The sequence below is a fragment of the Nostoc sp. genome, assembly GCF_036917555.1.
GTDB lineage: Bacteria > Cyanobacteriota > Cyanobacteriia > Cyanobacteriales > Nostocaceae > Nostoc.
The window spans coordinates 23,763-43,403 of sequence record NZ_JBALDD010000064.1 but is presented as its reverse complement, the minus strand read 5'-3'; the positions used below and the strand labels follow the sequence as shown (position 1 = coordinate 43,403).

Here is a 19,641-nt window from a genome sequence, read left to right as displayed (position 1 = left end):
TATCAGCACCCAGTAACCTACATTTAGATTTCCCACTTACTTGAACTAAATCTCGATTCACCTGATTGTTTTTTTTCGCTGTATCTGACGATACGAAATATGCTTAACAAACTTGGGGAGCATTTTCTACAAAATCAACTCCCTAGTTTCCAGTCTCCTGTTCAATTCATCTGCAATAAATTTTCGCCACGTTGATAAATGTCCCGCGCGTAATCAGTCCAAGCGCCTTGTCCCCAATAACGAAAACAACTAGTTTGCAGCAAAAGGTTATGTAGGAGAACGTTACGGTATTGAGATTGTCTAGTAATCGGTTCTGCTGAGTCAGTTTGCAGTAATGGATCTATCTTTTGATGGAATAAACTGCTTAATTGATACATGGGAGACAACACATTTTCATATCCTTTTACCCAACTAATATGATTTGTCCACGAGGCTCCATCCAGATGAAAATTAGAGTTTGTTTGCTTTAATTCTTGAATGGTATTCTCTACAGCTTGTGGTTGAATATTATCTGGTGAAACTCGCTCCCAAATTTGATGTTGTCCTACTGGCTGACAAGTTGGATAATCTTCAGGTTTGCATCCAGCAGCTTCGATTAATTCTAAATATTCTGTACCACACATCCCAACTACACCTGATTTTCCTCCCCCATTATTTACCATATCCCACCAAGCTTGTTTAAAAGCGCTAGGAAATTCATTCATCATCACGCCGCCATTTTCACCATCGCCAATTTGGCTAACTATTGGTGGTACAAACACACTGCCAATTTGTTGTTTAGATAATGTTTTAGCTTCGTAATAAGGCTGCATCTGAGCAACTAATTTCGTATCGGAACCTTGGGTTTTAATTAAAGCTGTGATGCTAATTGTTTCGCCTTGAGAATTCCGGGCAATTAGACGATGTGGTAAATGTTTATAAGTCAGAGATTGACCAGTAAGAGTTTCTACAGAATGTTCTTGAACAAGTAACCAGCGATATCCACATTCTTTTAGCGCTTTCACAAATTCAAAGAGAGCATCAGGGTGATTTGGTAGGTGCATTTCTGGGGGCGAAAATCCTTTGACTCGCGCTAGTGCTTCCCAACCGAAAATTGCCGCAAAGTGATGTTGCCATGCAACTATCTGTAATTTAATATCTGCTATGGGTGTGGAAGGAATAACTGCATGACCCCACATTGTACCCAGCCACTCTACATAAGGTTGGTAGGTGCGATCGCAAGTGATACGTTTAAGATTATCCAGAACATCACCGCGTCCCATTTGCCGCAGTCCCCACAGAAGATTACCAGAGTAATCCAACATCACACGGGGATTGCAACCTTGACTTACAAGTTCGGGGATCAAGTCACCCATACGGCTATAACAATATGCAAAAGGATCTGCATTGTGGTTATCCCCTTCATGAGGATGTTCAAACATATATTGCAGATTGCTGATGAGTGTACCGCCATTTCCAGCAGGTATAGTTGGCTGGTGCATGTGTAAGGCGATCGCAAACACAGCATTTACGTCTTCTAAACGAATATTCGTTGTTGGTAAAAATACTGGTTGATCGTGGTTAACTACAGAGAGAACCTCTGTTTCCCAACCAGAAATATTCGGCAAGCCATCAATGATTTCGGGCAAAGGAGTCAGGGTTGTGGGGAAGGAAAGCATTTCTGATTGCTCTGAAACAAGGTATGTCTAATTATGCGATCGCACAGCAATTTCTGATCTACAACTTTATCTATTAATGCAAACTGCGATCGCTTTGTAGTCTGCAATATCTGTGTAATTCAACAGTTCAGATATTCCACTTATATAAATAATGTTAGAAAATATACAGCCATCCTATTTAATTTGTTGTTAGAGGCGTACATCTGTACATCACTACAGATAATTCAATATGTTGCAAAAATTTTTGAAAATGGTATGATACAACTCGAAATTAACAAATTCAGATTTCATCTAAGTAAGTTGGCATCATAAAACTAAATTATATAAAGAAAGATAAACGAGGTTATAACCGTCTTTCCTTTGCCTCCTGTCTTATCCAACGACAAATTTTTAGGTTTGAATCTGTTGCCTTCTTGGAGAAAATTGGTATAAATATTAACAAGTTAAAAAATATCAAACTTCTCTATCTTTGATTTATGCAAATTTAATTTTAGGACGGGTCTAATGAAACTAAAACAATTTGGAATTACATTTTTGAGTGTTTGTATTGCTGCTTTTTCGGGAATGAAAGCAGCAGAAGCGGCATCATTTTCAGTAATTGCCGACGATCTTAATAGTCCACGGGGTCTAAGTTTTGGCCCTGACGGCAGTCTCTATGTCACAGAGGCAGGAACAGGCGGAAGTGGAGCTTGTGTTCCTTCACCGAGTGCCGCAGGTCAATCTTTATGTTATGGCACAACTGGTGCAGTGACAAAAATTGGAAATGGTACACAAGAACGTGTACTTACAGGACTTCCTTCTTTAGCATTACCAGATGGTACTGATACTGCTGGGCCTCATGATATAAAATTTGATGCCAGTGGCAAACCTTATATTGCAATTGGGTATGCTTCTGATCCCACATTTCGAGCCACATTAGGTAACACTGACTTGGGAAAAATCATCACTGCTAATTTCAATACAAATTCCTGGACTAGTGTTGCTGATTTAGCTAATTATGAACTTGCAAATAATACCGATGGAGGCGATCTAATTAGCAATCCCTTCTCTCTTCTTTTAGATGGAAATAAGATTGTTGCAGTTGATACTGGTGCTAACGAGTTACTCAGCGTAGGTACTGATGGCAGTAATTTAAAGGCGATCGCCACAATTCCCCGGCAGACATTAACTAATCCAATTTTTCCCTCTGGTGCATCGTCATCGCCATTTGAAATCCAAGCAGTACCCACAAATATCGCTAAAGGCCCAGATGGCGCTTATTATATTAGCCAATTAACTGGTTTCCCTTTTCCAGAAGGTGAAGCAAAAATCTATCGAGTTGGTGCTGATGGTCAACCAACAGTTTATACCGATGGCTTTACCCAACTTACTGACTTAGATTTTGATAGTCAGGGTAATTTATATGCTTTGCAGTACGCTAATCAGTCACTCTGGAAAGGTAATGTAGATGGTTCTGTAATTAAAATAGCGAGGGATGGGACTCGCACAACTATTCTTAATGGCAATGGATTAGAGTCTCCTACTGCTTTGACTATTGGTGCTGATGATGCTATTTACGTGACAAACCGAGGCGATGGCCCAGGACAAGGACAAGTTATCAAAATTGAGAATTCCAAGTCTGTTCCTGAATCTACTTCTACTTTCAGCTTATTAGCATTTCTTGGCACTGTGAGCCTTACTTTTTTGCACAAGGGTAAAGCCAAAGGAGTGAAGATTTCGGACAAGTTTGTTCAGGAGTGTTGAGTCACCAAAACAGTGCTGAGTCACCGAAGTTCAGATCGGTGGCTTCCGCCGATCTGACTTCTCGCTGAGTAATGAGTGCTGAGTAAAAAGTAAAATTAATTGCACTCAGCATATAGGGTAGTCGTGCCCATATAGAGCAAAGATAGGAATGCCTGCGGGGGACTGTGCTTAGGATATGTCCTTGCTGAGTGCTGAGTAACGTCAACACTCAGCACTCAACAACTCAACACTCAACACTCAACAACTCAACACTCAACACTCAGCACTCAGCACTCAGCACTACTGAAGCGATCGCCTTCGGCGTCCCCCCTTCTCTACGAGACGCTACGCGAAGGGGTAAGTTTTTCAATAAACCGTTGTCTTTTTGGTGCTGGTGGTGTTGCTATTCGTAAAATTAGCTCTAACAACCAAGGGGCGAGGCGTTGACACAACACGGCTAAATGACTTTGCCATCCGACTAAAATTTCTGATGAATCATTCTGCATTCCGCTGACGAGTGCTTTAGCCACTTGCTGGGGAGTCATGGGGATCACCCAGCGAAATAATTTTAAGTCGCGCACCATGTCTGTGTCTGTCAGAGAAGGCAGTAATGCAATGACGCGGATATTGTGTTCGGCTAGTTCTTGGCGCAAGGCTTGGGTAAATCCTAAGATGGCAAACTTGGTTGCTGAGTATGTCGCCATCGTTGGTGCAGCCACTTTCCCCATCAGGCTCGATACATTGACAATTGTCCCTTGTCTTTGGCTGGCCATGCGTCGAGCAATCAAACTAGTGAGGTTGTACATTCCCAACAAGTTCACAGAGAGTTCTTCTTGAACTTGGGGCATTTTAGATTGCAAAAATGAACTTTGATATGCGACTCCCGCACAATTAACCAGCAGGTGAATCTGTCCATAATTGCGCCATAGTTGAGCAACAGCGATATTTACTTCTATTGTTTGCGTCAAATCTAAGGCCACGATCGCAGCTTCTGTACCCATAGCCTCGATTTCGTTGGCTACCTCCAATAACTTGCGGCGATCGCGTGCTACCAATATCATCCGTTTGATACCTTGTTGCGCTAATTCGAGGGCGATCGCTCGTCCAATTCCACGCGAAGCCCCTGTAATTAGGGCAACTTTACCTTGAATCTCCATTGGTTTTATCCTCTAAAATTTAAGTCTTACCAAACTCTTCGTTATTGCCGATACACACAAGCAAGAGCTACCTCCTTGTCGGCACAAAGTAAGACAAATAATCAATCACAATTCAAATCAAACTGAAACTAAGCCTTTAGCAACCAGATATTTCTTGGTTAATCTGCAATCCCTCATAGTTGTCTATATGAGGCAGAAATTTCTCGTTTTGAACCCGTCAAAGCCTAACACACTTGGCTGAATGGTTATAGCTCATAGATTTTATTTCTCCTAGATCCGAGCGTTCATCAGCATTGCTGTCATACACACGTTAGCAATTAAATCAAGCTATTGCAATATTCTTTAATCAGGATTTCTTAATACTTCTTAACGACAAGTATATATATACAAAAGATTTTATTAAATAAGTTTTTATGAATCCCTCAGTATAAATATCTCATTTTCCTGACAAATAGCCTTGTTTTAGGAAATTGTGATATCTAATTCATGATTTAGAAACAAAAAAGACATATAGCATTTTGGCTGATGGTTGCAATAGTTAGAACTTTTAGCTAACTCATATAATTGCAACAGTATATTTACTGTTTTCTTGAAAAGTAAGGTTGATGGCTTTTATTTATTGAAAATAATCAAAAAGAGCTAGATCGTTGTCTGAAATTATCTGCCAAAACTTTATGATAAATAGTAATTTGTTTAGGTTTAGCTTTGAGTTCATCAAAGTAATGCTTGAGACTTGCCTGGTCCATAGCAAACTTCAATTGTTCTCGAACAATAAGATCGCCGATTTCTCTAATAAATCGGCGATCTGAAGTGTAAGTCAATATGATTCCAAATTGATGATTCCGCCGAAAACTGCACTCCGTACATTTACGTAATTATTAATTATTACCCCACGGTTAAATCGGCTTACTCGCAGCAAGGATGGATATGAATACTGCTCGGTTAAAAATATTCGTAGGTTGGGTTGAGCATAAGCGTTACCCAAGAAACCAAGCAAAATGTTGGGTTTCGTTCATTAGCCCAGAGCCAGGCATCGCACTTTTGATCTCAATGTCTGAGCCGTCCCCCCTTACCAAGGCTACGGTGTATACACAAGTCTCAAATAGCTAACTCACCTGGTTTTTTGCGTCAGTTTTACCCCACCCTAACCCTCCCCGATGCATTGGGGAGGGATATTTTTAATTGCAAGTGTTGGTGTTGCTTTTGGACTTGCAAGTGTCATTCAATACAACATAGTAGTAAGAGCAGATGGTACTGTCCGTCCCACGGAAGAAATACGGTTAGTGCAAGCAGCAGTAAAGGGAACAGTTAGAAGCATTAGGGTGAAAGAAAATCAAGTTGTGAAAAAGGGAGATGAGATTGCACTGCTCTACGACACCCAATTACAAAGTAAAAAAAGCCAAATTGCCGGAAATATTCGGCAGAATCATTTACAAAGAACGCAAATCGATGCACAACTAAGAGCGCTACAGACTCAAATCACAGCTGAGTCCAACTCGATGCGGCGGGCGATTATCTCTGCGCAAGCCGATCTGAGTCGTAATCAACGGGACTATAAAGACAAGCAAATTACGACTCAGGCAGAAGTGGAAGAAGTAGAAGCCTCTGTGGAGTTAGCAAAGGAGGAACTGAGGCAATATCAGCAGCTAGCAGATACTGGAGCGATCGCAACTCTACAAATTAAGGAAAAAGAACAAGCTTTCAAAGCAGCACTTGCCAAATTAGAACAGATCAAAACTGGACTCAATCCCAGTAGCGCAAATGTGGAGATCGCCCAAGAAAGGATTCCTCAAGAACAGGCAAAGGGTGAGTCTACCCTAGCTACATTGAACAAAGAAAAACAAGAACTGATTGGCCGTCAAGTAGAAATTCAAAATCAAATCAGCAGCGCTCAAGAAGAGCTAAAACAACTCTCAACAGAACTGCAAAAAACTGTAATTCAGGCTTCAGAGGCAGGCACTATCCTGAAACTAGAATTAAGAAATCCTGGGCAAGTTGTGCAGATTGGGGATGCGATCGCTCAAATTGCTCCTAGTAAAGCACCTCTGGTGATCAAAGCCCGTGTTGCCGCTTCTGATATTAGCAAAGTACAGGTGTGTAAAGTCGTACAAGTAACAAAATGTTCACAAGGGGAAGTACAAATGCGGCTTTCTGCCTATCCTTACCCAGATTACGGTATCCTCAAAGGTGCTGTCAGAGCCGTAACCGCCGACGCTATTACATCTCAAGTTAACGGCAATCCAATTCCGCCTTACTATGAGGTGACAATTGAGGCAGAGAGACTTTATTTAAAAAAGGGCGATAAATCCTATCCCATTCAATCAGGGATGGAAGTTACAGCTGATATCATTTCCAAAAAAGAAACCGTAATGACATTTATTCTGAGAAAAGCAAGGCTGCTAACAGATTTGTAGGCTTCTTCCTGTATTCCACGCCATTGAGAACCACTCAGAATTTACGCAAAACCGGAAACCTCGATCCTCCCTAATTCTCCTCAAATACTTGTGTGTAGACACAAGTATTTGAGAGTTGCACCACAGGTTTTTGATCCCTCCAACCCCCTGCAAAAGCGACAGGGGTGTTTCATTGCCTCAAAGGTTGATAAGGGGCAGGAGTAGGTTGAGGATTTGATGGTTTGCTAGACTGGGGAGTTGATCCACTCCAAACTTGATTCAACTGAGCTACTGACAACGACTGTAAAATACTGAGATTAAGCGGCTCTTTGCTGATAAAAGTCGCGTAAGAAGGCTGCAAATAGGAACGATATTCAGGGCGGTTAAGGAGATGGGTTTCTAAAAAAGCGACGCTGAGGGCGTTGAGATAGGAATAAACAGCAGCACGATCGGGGGGGCCCAGCAAGGCAGGTGGCACAGGTAAGACATCGTTTTGAGGAGTAGGTTCGGCGATCGCTGAGAAGTGGGTGGCATTTTCAATTAAAGCCAGGTACTTATTGGAGTCAGAAAGCCAGGTAAAGGGGCGAATTTGCTCAGATACGGGTGGTGCGAAAACATCTTGACTACCTGCTACCAGCATGACCGGAATTTTAATTTGACTGATTCCCGCCTGACCCAAAACTGAGCTGTCAATGGGATTAATCGCAACGATCGCCTTGATGCGATCGTCTTTGAGTTCGTAATTTTTTGGAGGTAAATCGTTTGCTTGACACTGCAAAAACAGCGACAAATTAAAGGATGAATTATCGGGTTTACAATCTTGCCTCAGTTGACTAAAGTTAATATTCGCTCCTGCTAAAGTCAAAACAGTATAACCACCAAAAGACTGACCGATCGCCCCAACTTGCTGAAAATTGAGTTTTCCCTGGAGGGTGGGATCGGATTTATCTAGACGCTGGAGTTCATTGAGTAGATATTTGATATCCAAAGGTCGGTTGATAAATTCTGCTGCATCAGGCGGCCCTGCCAAACCCGCAAAATATTGTTGAAAGCGTTCGGCATTACTACCAGGGTGTTCTAGTACTGCAACGGCAAAACCATAGGATGCTAGATGTTCAGCCAAGTAGACAAAGGTAGAGCGGTCTGAGGCCAGTCCGTGAGAAATTACAATTAGAGGAAAGGGAGGCGAGAGTAAATCTCCAGCTTTTTGTGAACCTGCTGATGGCAGATAGATATCCACAGGTAGACGGCGTGAGCGAGAAATGTCATTTAACTCCAGGCTTTTTTTCTGCCAGGTAAATTTTCCTGGCGATCGCAAATCTGGTTTTTGGGAGAAATCAATGTTGGAAGTGGCTGCTTGAGCGATCGCTTCTTTTTGAAGAGAGGCAAAAACTTCATCCTTTCTTTTGATCAATTGCGACAAGTCATCGACTATCCTTAACCCCTCTGTGAAATTCACCCGGATAGTATCGCTAGGAAATTTCCGCAATAAATTGACAACCGTTAACCCCTCTTTTTGATCAGCAGCAGACAAAATTAAAGAGGCACGTATGGCATAGAAGCCATTTTTTCGAGACTCAGTGAGGAGTAATTTTCCCAGTTGTTGCACCAGCTGCTCGCCTATCGGTGAGTAGGTAACTTGAGATACTAGTGTAGGAGTGATATTAAAGCGCTGCTGGAGTAGATCCCGCAATTGAGCAAGTTGTTCAGGAGTCGCACGACTAGCATAAAATGAAAAATCCTGATCGATTTTGCCAACTTTCGCAAAGGTTTCCAACGAATCCACCGATAAGGAAAATTCGCCGAAGGGAGGATAATAAAAGCTAATGCGTTCAGCCCCCAATCCGGGAGTAGCAGTCAAGAACGTAGATAGCAAACCTAAACCCAGATATCTCAAAAATTTTTTCATTAGAAAAACCCACTATCTAACCCTGCTTAAACTTGTTTAAGCAGGGAGGAAAGCGGGGCGGGATATATAACCGCTTTCCTGTTGAATTGGTTTAGATATATCAAACAGGCTAGAAGCACAATAAAGCAAGTACTTACCATAAATTTGACAGGCAGGAGCTTTTAACGATCAAAATTACATAAGTAGCAAATTTTTCAGTCAAACAGCATCAGTAGAGCGATAATAGATATAGAGATCAAAAGAGATCAAAATTAAGTTATATGTCCTTTGCTTCCTGCGCCTGTTCTGTTGTCGTCCTCAACCAACAACAAGAGCAAAATATCTCCTACCAAAAGCAGTGCCAGGATGTGCCAGTTAACCACAGTAAGAGTGCGGTTAAAAGTTGCACTGTAATTGAAAATGGTCGAGTGGTCGTTAAACCCTTACAACCACTATTCAATCAGACTTCCGAGTAATTTTCAGGAATTTCACCCCTTCACTCTAAAGGTAAAACATCGTGGAAGCGGTTGTAATCAATGTAGCGATTTCCATCGGGTGTGTGGTGAAAGATATCGACAAATTGATTGTTCCACAAAATCTCATTAGCACCATAGCTATGACGGGCATTGACGACCTGGACAACCGTTTCATCAATGCCACTCAAAGAAACAATCAGCATAGTATTTGTCTGGGTTAATGATTCTGGTGTCATCCCATATAAAGGACTAAACTCATCAATCACATGCATCACTGACCAGCTTAACGTGAAGCTAGGTGTTTGGTTCCTCACCAGTTTGAGATCGTGGAACCGACGCATGAATTGTCCTTCTAGGGTTACTTCGTCGCGCATCAAGTAGACTCGCATCTGCGCCTCCAGAATCGTATTGCGACGCTTATTAGCACTGCGAAATATGAGAGTCGGCATCGCATCATGAACTGTAATGACAGCAACACGGCTAAAGAGTACACGGGCTGTAGGCCGAGAGAATCGAGCAAAGGCTAGTCCTGTCATCACAGCAATTCCCACCAAACCGATCATTGCTTCGATGGTGACAATAATGTTGGCGTAAGTTGTTTTTGGATACATTGCCCCATAGCCGATGGATGCTAGGGTTTGGACGCTAAAGAAAAAGACATCTAAAAAAGAGCCTGATCGGGCGTTGGCAATACAATCTCCTCCGATCAAGTAAGCTAGGGCAAATAGAGCATTAATAGTTACATAGAAAGTACAAATCAGGAGCAGAAAGCCAGTCCAGGGAATCGTTAACAGCAGATGATAGGGATCGCGCCAGTAGGAATGCCATGCACCCATACCTATAATCTCAAATTTTCCATCTTGAACTTCAATTTTAATCGGTGAGATCGGACGGTGTCGTTTCTTGAGTGAAAGTCTCTTCAGTCGAAATTTCATTGCAAGTAGCCAAAAGAACGGCAACTGCTTAGTATTGTAAATTAAGTTGCTTTAGAGACATTCACTCTAGACAATTAGAGAGTAGGGAGTGGAAATTTAAACTTTCTTTTCTTAAATCAGCACAAAAATAGGGTGTGCAATGCCCACCCTACTAATTTATCTGCTAGAAACTTATTGTTATGGCTTTAATGATTGACTTTTAGAACAGCGGTCAAACCACTCCTGGTATTTTTTCTGGTGTGACTCATCTTCAACAGTAATGGTAACACGCACCTGCTTGCAGCCGTTATTTCGTTCTAGTGCGATCGCATTCAATAATAAATTAGCAATTTTAGGTGAGCTAAATTCGCCGCTTACCGTTAAACCGTTGTCAAAATGTGTAACTTCAAGTCTTTCGAGTTCAGCCAAGTCAACGCCAGGAATTTCTCCTTGTCCTAAATCAATTTCTGCGAGTTGTTTGTGTTCTGGGCCAATTTGTTCCACAATCAGCTTTTCACGCCGGACAGGAACTTGTACCATCCGAGTTTCAATTACTTTGCGAACAATTACCTCACCAACTTTACGCTTACTGCTTTCAACAACTAGTCGTTCTTCTAGTAGACGAATAATCTGTTCTTCAGGAACCTGTTCTAAATTATTTAATGACTCAACTGGGCTATTTATCATTTGATTGTTAGCTAGTTGCTCAGTTGAGTTTAAATCGCCTGGTGTTTCTGATTCTAAATATTCAGGCATATATTCAATTTCTGATTTGTTTAAGTCTATGAAAACAGATTGAGTCGGCTTGTCTATTTTTTTTATTCTCTGGCTCTGCAACTGAAATAAAGAAGGATGTTTCTCAGCTAACTGCTGGCTATATTCAGCAGTTTTTTGATTAGCCTGGTTAGATATAACGAGGTTTAGCCGACGATTACCATCCACAATTAAATCATGAACTACTCCTACTAGCTGACCTTGATTATCAAACACAGCAAAATTGTTCACCTTCTTTCTTAAATCTGCCAGCGAGGAGATAGTGCGAGAATTACCCTTTGCCTGTAAAGTATTTTTTGCCATAGTTTGGCTATTTATCTGGAAAGTTTACTAACTGCTTTCTACTTAGCTAAATTAAATGTATTAATCATCTGGATACCATTTAGAAAATATTGGCGATCGCTGCATTTATCCAACTCATATCCAGAGTAATATTTGCAATCAAAAGTTCTAAGTGGTATGAGCTATTGTAAGCACAGGTAAAGCTAATTCAACAGCCTTACCTGTACTGTATAGAATTAATTATTAGTCATTAGCTAGTAACTAATGACTATGTTTAGTTAGCGTTCTTCAATCGGAAGATTACCAGAATTAACATCTAACTCTTCACGACGCACGGTTTCTTGAGTTTCAACTGTGTCTTGATCGACTACTTTTCTAACTCTGACTTCTTCACGCAAAAATGCTTCTTTGCGAACATCAGCAGTTTCTTCATGGATTTCTATGCGAGCAACTTCACCTTCACGGAAGTCTGCTTCGCGCCCAGAAACAGCCGTACCTGCATCTGCTGGAGTTACACGCTCAATCACAACTCGTTCTCTTTCTACTGGTATTGCAACCCGTGCAGTATCAGTTTCAACACGCTTGCCAATTGTTACTTCTCCAGTTTTTTGGCGTCGTTTGCTGGCAATCAGCCGTTCTTCATACAATTTCAGAGTTTGATTATCTTGCTCATTTAACCCGTATAAAGCAGGCTCATTTTCGTAAGTATAGCTATCACGGGCGTAACTAGGAGTTGTAGGAGTTGTACCTAATGGAGGCTCATTTTCGGAAGTATAGCTATCACGGGCGTAAGTTGGAGTTGTACCTAATGGTGTTACAGGCGATCCTAAAGGATCTAATCCTGCTAAAGGGTCTAATGGTGTTGCAGCTTCTACAGGAAGGTTGTAGTTTGTGGGTTGGCGATATACACCACGCACCCGTTCTTCATAGTCGTAATCAAGGGTTTGACGTTCATTAAACTCAGGCAAATCTTCAGCTTGCTCTCTAGTCAAGCCAATTGTGTAAACGCGATCAACGTTATAATCAATACGGGCGCGGCCAATTGGCAGTAATACTTTTTTACCAAAAATCCAGAAGCCTAAGTCAACAACTAGATAGCGAAAATGACCTTCTTCATCAACTAAAACATCGCTAACAGTACCAACTTTTTCATCAGTTCCCTGTGTATATACACCCAGCCCTTTAATGTCATGACCATCAAAGCTCTCTTGATAGCTAGGCTCAAAATCTTCTAATTTGTAAAGAACCATTATGTTTAACCTCAAATATTTTTTTGTCATCTCCTAACAACTAAACTAGACATTTATTTATTTTTGCACATCCTTCTGCCGAATGAATTATTTTCAGGGTTAAATAACCGAAAGTTATAGAGAATTTTGATTGATATGGCTAACTATAGACATGAAATTAGGAGCATCTCGTTTTACTTTTGTAAAGATATATCTAGCTTTATTAGACAGAATTCACTATATATATTAAAATCCTTACCGCAAAGTTTTGTATCTTTGGATCTGTACATGTGTTCTCAAAATATAATTTTTTTTAATGTTAAGACTCCCGACTTCTTAGAAAGTCGAGAATCTTGTTATTGAATAAAAAACACAGGCAGAGATAAAAATTTACTTTGCCTGAATGATTATTTTTAAATAAATCTATCAAACAAATTTATAAACCAGCTAATTAAATAACTTTATATGCAGCAACACCATATTATTGCACATGTAAATTCCCCGCAGTATCAACATCTAACTCTTCTCGACGAATAGTATCTTGTGCTTCCACAGTGTCCTGTTCTACTACTTTCTTCACCCGGACTTCTTCACGCAAAAACGCTTCTTTATGTATCTCAGGCGTTTCTTCATACACTTCTATGCGTGCTACTTCCCCTTCTTGAAACTGAAGTTCATTAGAATTTACAACCTTTCCTGCTTCTATTGGCGTAACTCGCTCAATCAGAACTCGTTCTCTTTGAACGGGTACTGTAACGCGTACAGTTTCTGTTTCAATATGCTTACCAACGGTTACTTCTCCAATTTTGATGCGGTGTTTGTTGGCAATTAATCGTTCTTCATAGAGTTTAAAAGTTTGATGAGATTGCTCATTCAACCCATATAAATCTGGATCTTGTTGGTAGTTGTATGTATCGCGATCGTAACTCACACCGCTAGTTGGGGAACGAAATACAGTACGTACCTTTTCTTCATAATCATTATTAATGATCGCGTCTTCTGTGTGATCGGGTAAACCTTCTATTTGCTGTCTACTTAACCCATCAACATAGACGCGTCTTTCTGGATAACTGATCCGGCAAAGACCAATTGGTAGTAAGATTTTCTTGCTAACAAAATCTAAGCTGATATCAATAATTAAATACCGAAAATGACCATCATCATCAACTAAAACGTCAGCAACCGAGCCAACTCTGTCTCCTCCGTCAGTATAAATATCCAGCGCTTTGAGATCGTCTCCGCCAAAACTATCTCGATAATTTTGGTCAAAATGTTCAAGTTTATGAAGAGGCATACGCTGTTCCTAAGTTGTTTATAAGGTTTATTTACTAGTCTAAAAAATATTGTCCTAAGTATCCTCCTGCTGGCGACTGAGTTCAATGGAGATATTTGAGGATTTATATTATTAGGGGAATACTCAAGTGAAACAGCCCTGCGTTTTAAGGGGATTGAGCGATCTCGTCTGCGTCAGTCCTAATTAAGAGCCAATACTGAAACAATGGGAGTAGATACTACAGAACCATACAGATTATGAGTGAACTTCCAAATACTCTTGAAGATGCGATCGCCCAATCTCGTGTAGCCGTCCAAGCTGCCCTTGCAGATGGCTGTACTCGCTTACAAGTTGAGTTCCTGTTCCCAGAACTAAAGTTTATGCCGGTGGCGGAACAATTTCTGCCAGCGTTTACAGATTATGATTCCCGTTTGAAGATTTTCTTTGCTGACGCTGGGGCTGCGGCTCTAGCCCGTCGTGATTGGGCAGATGCACCATTTCAAATTTTGGATATTGGTACGGGTAGGGCTGCTTCCTTGCAGACAAAAATTCAGCCAGAGGATGAAATTTTCTTATTCATTGCCCCCACATCTGTAGAAGTGCCGCAGTTGGAAAAGCTGTGTGAAGTAATAGGCGATCGCCCTTTAGTTTTGTTAAATCCCCGTTTAGAAGATTCTGGGGTTGTGGGTATTGGTTATACAGCGAGAAAAATCCGCGATCGCTTTATCAGTACCATTGAATCAGCCTATTACGTGCGCCCCATCGACGATCAAAGTGCCCTATATCGCTGCTACCCAGGACAGTGGGAAGTTTGGCTGGAAACCGGCGGCGAATATCAAAGAATTGCCGAATTACCCACAAAACCATCTGGTGATGATTTGGATCTTATTGTTTTAAAAGGACAACCGCAAACAACAGACGCGACACCTGCGAAAAAGCCCAGTGTATTTAAGAGTTTGCAACGGTTCTTAAAAGCATTGAGTAGTTAGGATAATGCAGAGGTAGCAGAGATATATTTTATTATCTGCTGCCTTATTTTGAGTTTTTATACATCGCATTGGTTATACTTACTAGGAAAAATTGAACAATCTAGATGTGTATCGCTTACAGTTTCTTAAAGGTGCAGCACGCGTAGAGCGAATGATATTTTTACAAGTAGTTTAGCAACAACCCTTTAACTTACAGCATAATCTGTATACTGCCGTATGTAAGGCGGGTGAAACCCAACCACAATATCGTGTTTTGGTACTCCCATTGCTGTAAGTTGCTCACCTACATCCTCTTCTGTACCATTCCACTGAATCCAAATTTTGCCGTTTTTAATATCAAAATGCATCACAGGGCCAAAAACCCTACGTCTATTTTGCCAACCAATATATATGAGTTGGTAATGGTCTTGTTCTACGTCAAAAATTGTTTGAGCTTCAATTTCATTATTAGAGGAGGCGCGTTGAGCATATTCTGTAAGTAATTGCCGAATACACTCTCGATATCTATCTAAATCTGCCATCGGATAATTTCCTCCGTTTCCACATCATAAACTATCAGATTGATCTGACTGCGCTGGATAATATAGCAATCCTTGCAGGAGTTACGAACAAAAAGATCCCCGACTTCTTCAAGAAGTCGGGGATCTGAGCTTCTCACTACTTTTACCCCCTTGTTAGTCACTGGTTGGGCCTGCTGAAACCCTAGAAATAAAGTCGTCTTTGGGATTAGGAGCGAGAGGATCTATTAGAACATAAGTTATTGCCCTTTGACTATTTGGTTGTTGAACTTTAGGTTGAGAAAGATTTGTACTAGAAGCAGGGCCAACCATTACTATTGGAGCACCCCAATAAGTAACTTTCCATACCATTCTATTCTGCATACCTCGGGAAGCGTCTGTATAATTCATAAACTCAACCGTAGTCCTAATTGGCTTTCTAGTTAAAAGTGAAAGCGTTGTTTTATTTGCTAATTCAAGAGCTTCTGTAGCAGAAACAGGTAAATTATCTGGAGGATTCATTGGCAGGAATTGAACCCCATCTCTTCCTTGTAAAACTTTTTCTGCCAAAAGAGAGATAGTTACAGGTATCTCAGATCCTACAGTAAGTACAGGTTTTCCTGGTTGCACAACTTGAGGAGTTGACTGTCCACGTACAGCATAAATACAACTAACCGTTAATAAAGGTAGAACGACGAGTGAAACTATCCATTTGTATTGCATTTACCACCTTCTTTTGTAAGTGGAATAAAGGATGTTAGTCGCATGAAATTCAAACAAATAGTGTTTTTTGGGTTGGGGTTATAGGTCATTTTTAACACCACTAATTTGAAAGTGCTAACTCCTAACTTTTTTAATTCGCTTGCAATGGCGCATTTAACACTTTCTCAATGCGATCGCGCGTTTCTAATAAGTGCGCTTTGGTGTATTCATCCTCAGAATTAACACCCTTGAGTTTTTCATCAAGTTGTTTTAGTTTATACCATGCTAAAGTACGAGCATCTTCTGGAACATTTTCTTTTCGCAATACCATACCAGTCAAAATGTCCAAATATTGACGCTGCAAGCCTCGCCGCAAACTGGCGATCTTCATTGGTTTACCTTTTGGTTGAATAACTTCCGTCCAAATACCAAACTGTAAAGTGTCAAATAGTTCTGGCAAACTCAGTGCTTTTCCTTCGGGAGTTTTGAGTTCAATATCCTTAAGACGAGAGAGGCGATCGCCTGAGAGTAAATCTCGCAACACAGAACCCTGCATCAGTAGCACTAAGTCATGAATGGGAAAATCCAAACGACCAACTTGTGGAGAACTACCCCAATGTCGCCAACGAGAAGGTGCTAATTTATTCAGTAATTCTGGTGAAAAACTGAGGGCATCTTCTGCAAATACATATTTTTGTAGCGTTTCTAAAGCTTGGCGTTGTTCTTCAACTGGTACTGGTTCAAATGGTAAACGGTGTTGGGGGACTCCAGAGACTTTCTCAGAAGGTATCTCGCTGGGGTGAATGCGATAGAAAGATTGCCCCCCAATGTATTTTGTTGTGAAATATATTTGCTGGAAATAGTTACCCAATACTGTGCTAAAACGTTCGCTGACATCGCTGTAACTATCACCAGCCATTGGGAAACGCTTATCCAGACGTTCCCACATCACCCGCGAATTATTCAACTGCCACTGAGAATAAAGCAGCACATTACCGCTGTTATCCCAAGCATCAGCTGTGGGGTCAAGGTCATATACATCTTCATCTGTGGAATAACTCAACTCTGGCTTGTAGGATTGTGCAGCAATTTCCTCCAAAATTGGCTTTTCTGCTACGGGAGTTGATGTCTGAATTATTGTGTAGCCGTACTTAATTGCCCATTCATCATAAGGCCCCACCATACTCGGAAAATAATCTCCTTGTTTTGTCCCTTGAGGGGCGATATTTGGAGGAATATAGTCCATGACAGAAGTTGTCAGACCTTTATTTTTGGTAATTTCTGTATTATTCATCTCTTGTGGTGGTAGCAGCGTGCTACCACGGAAGTTATGACGTAAACCAAGAGTATGTCCAACTTCGTGAGCGATGATTAAACGTAGATATTGATTAATATATTCTTTCACCTGGTCTGGAGTAGCCATAGTATCAGGCAGCAGTGACATCGCCAGTGAACCAAAGGCAAACTGGTTAGCAGCTTCCATCCCGTAGCATAGATCGTATTCGCCTGCCATTTTCGATAAACGATTCAACAACCCCTGTTGCCCTTGCATCTTCTGGGGCACACCATTGTTTTTCGCATCTAAACCATTGCCGCAAAGTAGACGATTTTGCATCAAAGCTGATAAGGTAGTGCGATTTTCTGTTTGGCTGGGTTGGACGATTTTGCGATATTCACTCTTGAGTGCCCGGATAAAGCTAGCATCTACCAGAATGTCTGCATCCAAAATTTCCCCTGTCAATGGGTTAACGCGGGATGGCCCCATCGCAAAGTAGCCATCGACTGTATTAATCCAGCGAATCGTGTTGTAACGAATATCTGCCGGGTCCCAGGTAGCATCATCTGGCATTTGGCGGACTTCAATTGCATCCTTGAATCCGGCTTTGAGAAAGGCTTTGTTCCACATGAGAACGCCTTCTTTCATGGCATCGCGGTATTCTAAGGGTACAGCGTTATCAATCCAGAAGACAATCGGTTTTTTGGGATGAGAAATGACTGCTTTCGGGTCTTGTTTTTCTAAATGCCAACGATTGATGTAGCGGACAAAAGAATCGCTGCGATCATCGTCTTTGGATAAATCTTGGTACGCGGTGATGAAATAGCCAATGCGATCGTCAGCAAAGCGCGGTCGATAATCTTGATCGGGTAGTTGGGAGAGACTGTAATGGACGCGCAGGGTAAAGCCACGGTTGTCAGCTAGCGATGCAAAGCTTGCTACTTCACTGTTGGGTTCAACGCTACTAGAGTAATTCAAAACTGACTCGACTTCTAAGTTTTGGGGAAAGGCTTTAGCAGTACCAAAATAGGACTGGTCTGTGCTTGCGGGAACTCCTAAACTTGCAGATAATCCAGCTAAGTCTGTGAGTAACAAATCTCCCAAGTCAATGAGAATAGTTTTGCGTTGTGGATGAATGCTTTTGATGGAAATTGTGTAGAGAACAGAGTCACTAAAAGATCGCGTCAGCGATCGCACCTGGGGATCTCCCTCACGAGTGCGAAAATTCACATTGCGGATGACAAAGTGTAGTTTATCATCTACCCGTTGGAAATAAAACAAAAAATCTTGCAGAGGCATACCACTGTAAATACCTTGTTCGCCAATACCGGATTCCAGGGTTGCGGTAGCTAGGTAATTTTTATTAAGTTGTTCTGGCTTAATTTCTAGATAAATCTTATTCTTTTCTTTATTGCGATAAAGTGTGAACAATCCCCCTGACTTTTGGGTATTTTTAATTACTTCGTCAAATGGCTCTAAATCATCTTTTGCTGCTGGTTTAGGACTAGGTTTAGGCTTTGCATTCGGTTTTTCTGCTGGTTTTACAACTTGTAAAAATGGTTGCTGACTTGCTTGTTTTAGGTTTTTGACTATCCAAATAAACGGTTGAGGCTGTACGTGTTTATTTTGATTAACTACCCAAACTTGCCCTGATGGTAGCCTCTGTTTCTCAGGAGTACTAATATCCTTTAATGATAAAGCTGAGATTTTAATTGAAGAAGTTTCTGTCGATAACTGACTATGGGATTTTTTTTCATTTCTGGCTGTAACCACATCTTCTACAACGATTTGGTTGGCTGACAAATCTGTATCAACATTGTTAACAAACGGTGACTTAGCGCTAGCTGTCGCTATCCCTAAAAACAAACTATGTAACAAAATCATATAAAAGGTTAATCTGTTCATTGCATTCATGACCTGATAACTATCTCTCGTTAATTTTTAACTTTTGCAAAGCCAAATAGCCTGCCCTCTGCCGATTCTATCTCTTAGCTGCTTTATATTAGGCAACAAACTTTCAAGTTAAATTTTAGTTGCCATTTTTCAGCTTTGTTGTGCTGTTTTAGTGTAGGATTTTTCCTAACAATTGTATCTCCGACAAACAGTAAGTATGATTTTTACATCAGACTAGTAAATTTATGGGAAAAAAGTATAACAAATTAGCCAAAGCATGGAATTACTTGGTTTTTGAAAGAATTTTTAAGTTAACACTTTGTTTACATCATAAGAAGAAGCTTAAGGCTACTACAGGTGAGCAAGAAGCCGCCATCCAGAAACACCGTTGGCAAATTCATCAGAAGTAGCCCGTCGTTAACATCGCCAACTCATGATTTTTTTACTATAGTATTTATTTATACTATTGATTGTTGGGAATGCAAACCAAACTAGCATAGAAAAGTTTTTAATTCAGG

Annotated in this window: 14 protein-coding genes; 4 read left to right on the top strand and 10 right to left on the bottom strand. The window is 40.9% G+C overall.

All coding sequences use genetic code 11. The features are described 5' to 3' along the window. Positions 1-161: 161 nt before the first annotated feature. On the bottom strand, positions 162-1,658 hold the full coding sequence (locus V7K60_RS25345) for a glycosyl hydrolase family 57 (RefSeq protein WP_334929490.1): 1,497 nt from the start codon (positions 1,656-1,658) through the stop codon (positions 162-164). Positions 1,659-2,162: 504 nt separating this feature from the next. Here V7K60_RS25345 and V7K60_RS25340 point away from each other — a divergent pair. Next, positions 2,163-3,401: a ScyD/ScyE family protein gene (locus tag V7K60_RS25340; RefSeq protein ID WP_334929488.1), complete on the top strand. Its 1,239-nt coding sequence runs from the start codon at positions 2,163-2,165 to the stop codon at positions 3,399-3,401. Positions 3,402-3,715: 314 nt separating this feature from the next. On the opposite strand, the gene V7K60_RS25335 is transcribed toward V7K60_RS25340, so the two are convergent. Continuing rightward, the gene (locus tag V7K60_RS25335; RefSeq protein ID WP_334929486.1) at positions 3,716-4,537 is read right to left on the bottom strand and encodes an SDR family NAD(P)-dependent oxidoreductase; all 822 of its coding nucleotides are present in this window, start codon (positions 4,535-4,537) and stop codon (positions 3,716-3,718) included. Between the two features lie 1,157 nt (positions 4,538-5,694). On the opposite strand from V7K60_RS25335, the gene V7K60_RS25330 reads away from it, so the two are divergent. Further along, entirely contained in the window at positions 5,695-6,951 is a 1,257-nt protein-coding gene (locus V7K60_RS25330) for an HlyD family efflux transporter periplasmic adaptor subunit (protein WP_334929484.1), read from the top strand. 169 nt (positions 6,952-7,120) lie between these two features. Here V7K60_RS25330 and V7K60_RS25325 read toward each other — a convergent pair whose 3' ends face one another. Then, a complete protein-coding gene (locus V7K60_RS25325) occupies positions 7,121-8,839 on the bottom strand; it encodes an alpha/beta hydrolase (protein ID WP_334929482.1) in 1,719 nt (572 codons plus the stop codon). Between the two features lie 260 nt (positions 8,840-9,099). Here V7K60_RS25325 and V7K60_RS25320 point away from each other — a divergent pair, with 260 nt between their 5' ends. Then, positions 9,100-9,294 (top strand): hypothetical protein, encoded by a 195-nt coding sequence (locus V7K60_RS25320; RefSeq protein WP_334929480.1) that lies wholly within the window; start codon positions 9,100-9,102, stop codon positions 9,292-9,294. 20 nt (positions 9,295-9,314) lie between these two features. Here V7K60_RS25320 and V7K60_RS25315 read toward each other — a convergent pair whose 3' ends face one another. The 4 genes from V7K60_RS25315 to V7K60_RS25300 all read right to left on the bottom strand — a co-directional run bounded on the left by V7K60_RS25315 (position 9,315) and on the right by V7K60_RS25300 (position 13,787). Continuing rightward, the gene (locus V7K60_RS25315) at positions 9,315-10,229 is read right to left on the bottom strand and encodes an ion channel (protein ID WP_334929478.1); all 915 of its coding nucleotides are present in this window, start codon (positions 10,227-10,229) and stop codon (positions 9,315-9,317) included. 177 nt (positions 10,230-10,406) lie between these two features. Next, positions 10,407-11,285 (bottom strand): YsnF/AvaK domain-containing protein, encoded by an 879-nt coding sequence (locus tag V7K60_RS25310; RefSeq protein WP_334929476.1) that lies wholly within the window; start codon positions 11,283-11,285, stop codon positions 10,407-10,409. Between the two features lie 257 nt (positions 11,286-11,542). Then, positions 11,543-12,514, bottom strand: coding sequence for a DUF2382 domain-containing protein (locus tag V7K60_RS25305; RefSeq protein WP_334929474.1), 972 nt, complete (start codon positions 12,512-12,514; stop codon positions 11,543-11,545). Between the two features lie 460 nt (positions 12,515-12,974). Continuing rightward, positions 12,975-13,787 carry a DUF2382 domain-containing protein gene (locus tag V7K60_RS25300; protein WP_334929473.1) on the bottom strand — a complete coding sequence of 271 codons (813 nt, stop codon included), beginning with the start codon at positions 13,785-13,787 and terminating at the stop codon, positions 12,975-12,977. Positions 13,788-14,023: 236 nt separating this feature from the next. Between V7K60_RS25300 and V7K60_RS25295 the strand changes: the two genes are divergently transcribed. Then, positions 14,024-14,755 carry a DUF1995 family protein gene (locus V7K60_RS25295; protein WP_334929471.1) on the top strand — a complete coding sequence of 244 codons (732 nt, stop codon included), beginning with the start codon at positions 14,024-14,026 and terminating at the stop codon, positions 14,753-14,755. Positions 14,756-14,940: 185 nt separating this feature from the next. Here V7K60_RS25295 and V7K60_RS25290 read toward each other — a convergent pair whose 3' ends face one another. The 3 genes from V7K60_RS25290 to V7K60_RS25280 all read right to left on the bottom strand — a co-directional run bounded on the left by V7K60_RS25290 (position 14,941) and on the right by V7K60_RS25280 (position 19,135). Next, a complete protein-coding gene (locus V7K60_RS25290) occupies positions 14,941-15,276 on the bottom strand; it encodes a XisI protein (protein WP_334929470.1) in 336 nt (111 codons plus the stop codon). Positions 15,277-15,429: 153 nt separating this feature from the next. Beyond that, on the bottom strand, positions 15,430-15,975 hold the full coding sequence (locus V7K60_RS25285; protein WP_334929468.1) for a hypothetical protein: 546 nt from the start codon (positions 15,973-15,975) through the stop codon (positions 15,430-15,432). Positions 15,976-16,105: 130 nt separating this feature from the next. Next, complete coding sequence (locus V7K60_RS25280) at positions 16,106-19,135, bottom strand: zinc-dependent metalloprotease (RefSeq protein ID WP_334929466.1); 3,030 nt, start codon at positions 19,133-19,135, stop codon at positions 16,106-16,108. Positions 19,136-19,641: the final 506 nt, after the last annotated feature.

Coding starts and splice junctions, on each gene's coding strand:
- V7K60_RS25345 (WP_334929490.1), bottom strand. CDS start 1,658: ATGCTTTCCTTCCCCACAACCCTGACTCCTTTGCCCGAAATCATTGAT.
- V7K60_RS25340 (WP_334929488.1), top strand. CDS start 2,163: ATGAAACTAAAACAATTTGGAATTACATTTTTGAGTGTTTGTATTGCT.
- V7K60_RS25335 (WP_334929486.1), bottom strand. CDS start 4,537: ATGGAGATTCAAGGTAAAGTTGCCCTAATTACAGGGGCTTCGCGTGGA.
- V7K60_RS25330 (WP_334929484.1), top strand. CDS start 5,695: ATGCATTGGGGAGGGATATTTTTAATTGCAAGTGTTGGTGTTGCTTTT.
- V7K60_RS25325 (WP_334929482.1), bottom strand. CDS start 8,839: ATGAAAAAATTTTTGAGATATCTGGGTTTAGGTTTGCTATCTACGTTC.
- V7K60_RS25320 (WP_334929480.1), top strand. CDS start 9,100: ATGTCCTTTGCTTCCTGCGCCTGTTCTGTTGTCGTCCTCAACCAACAA.
- V7K60_RS25315 (WP_334929478.1), bottom strand. CDS start 10,229: ATGAAATTTCGACTGAAGAGACTTTCACTCAAGAAACGACACCGTCCG.
- V7K60_RS25310 (WP_334929476.1), bottom strand. CDS start 11,285: ATGGCAAAAAATACTTTACAGGCAAAGGGTAATTCTCGCACTATCTCC.
- V7K60_RS25305 (WP_334929474.1), bottom strand. CDS start 12,514: ATGGTTCTTTACAAATTAGAAGATTTTGAGCCTAGCTATCAAGAGAGC.
- V7K60_RS25300 (WP_334929473.1), bottom strand. CDS start 13,787: ATGCCTCTTCATAAACTTGAACATTTTGACCAAAATTATCGAGATAGT.
- V7K60_RS25295 (WP_334929471.1), top strand. CDS start 14,024: ATGAGTGAACTTCCAAATACTCTTGAAGATGCGATCGCCCAATCTCGT.
- V7K60_RS25290 (WP_334929470.1), bottom strand. CDS start 15,276: ATGGCAGATTTAGATAGATATCGAGAGTGTATTCGGCAATTACTTACA.
- V7K60_RS25285 (WP_334929468.1), bottom strand. CDS start 15,975: ATGCAATACAAATGGATAGTTTCACTCGTCGTTCTACCTTTATTAACG.
- V7K60_RS25280 (WP_334929466.1), bottom strand. CDS start 19,135: ATGAACAGATTAACCTTTTATATGATTTTGTTACATAGTTTGTTTTTA.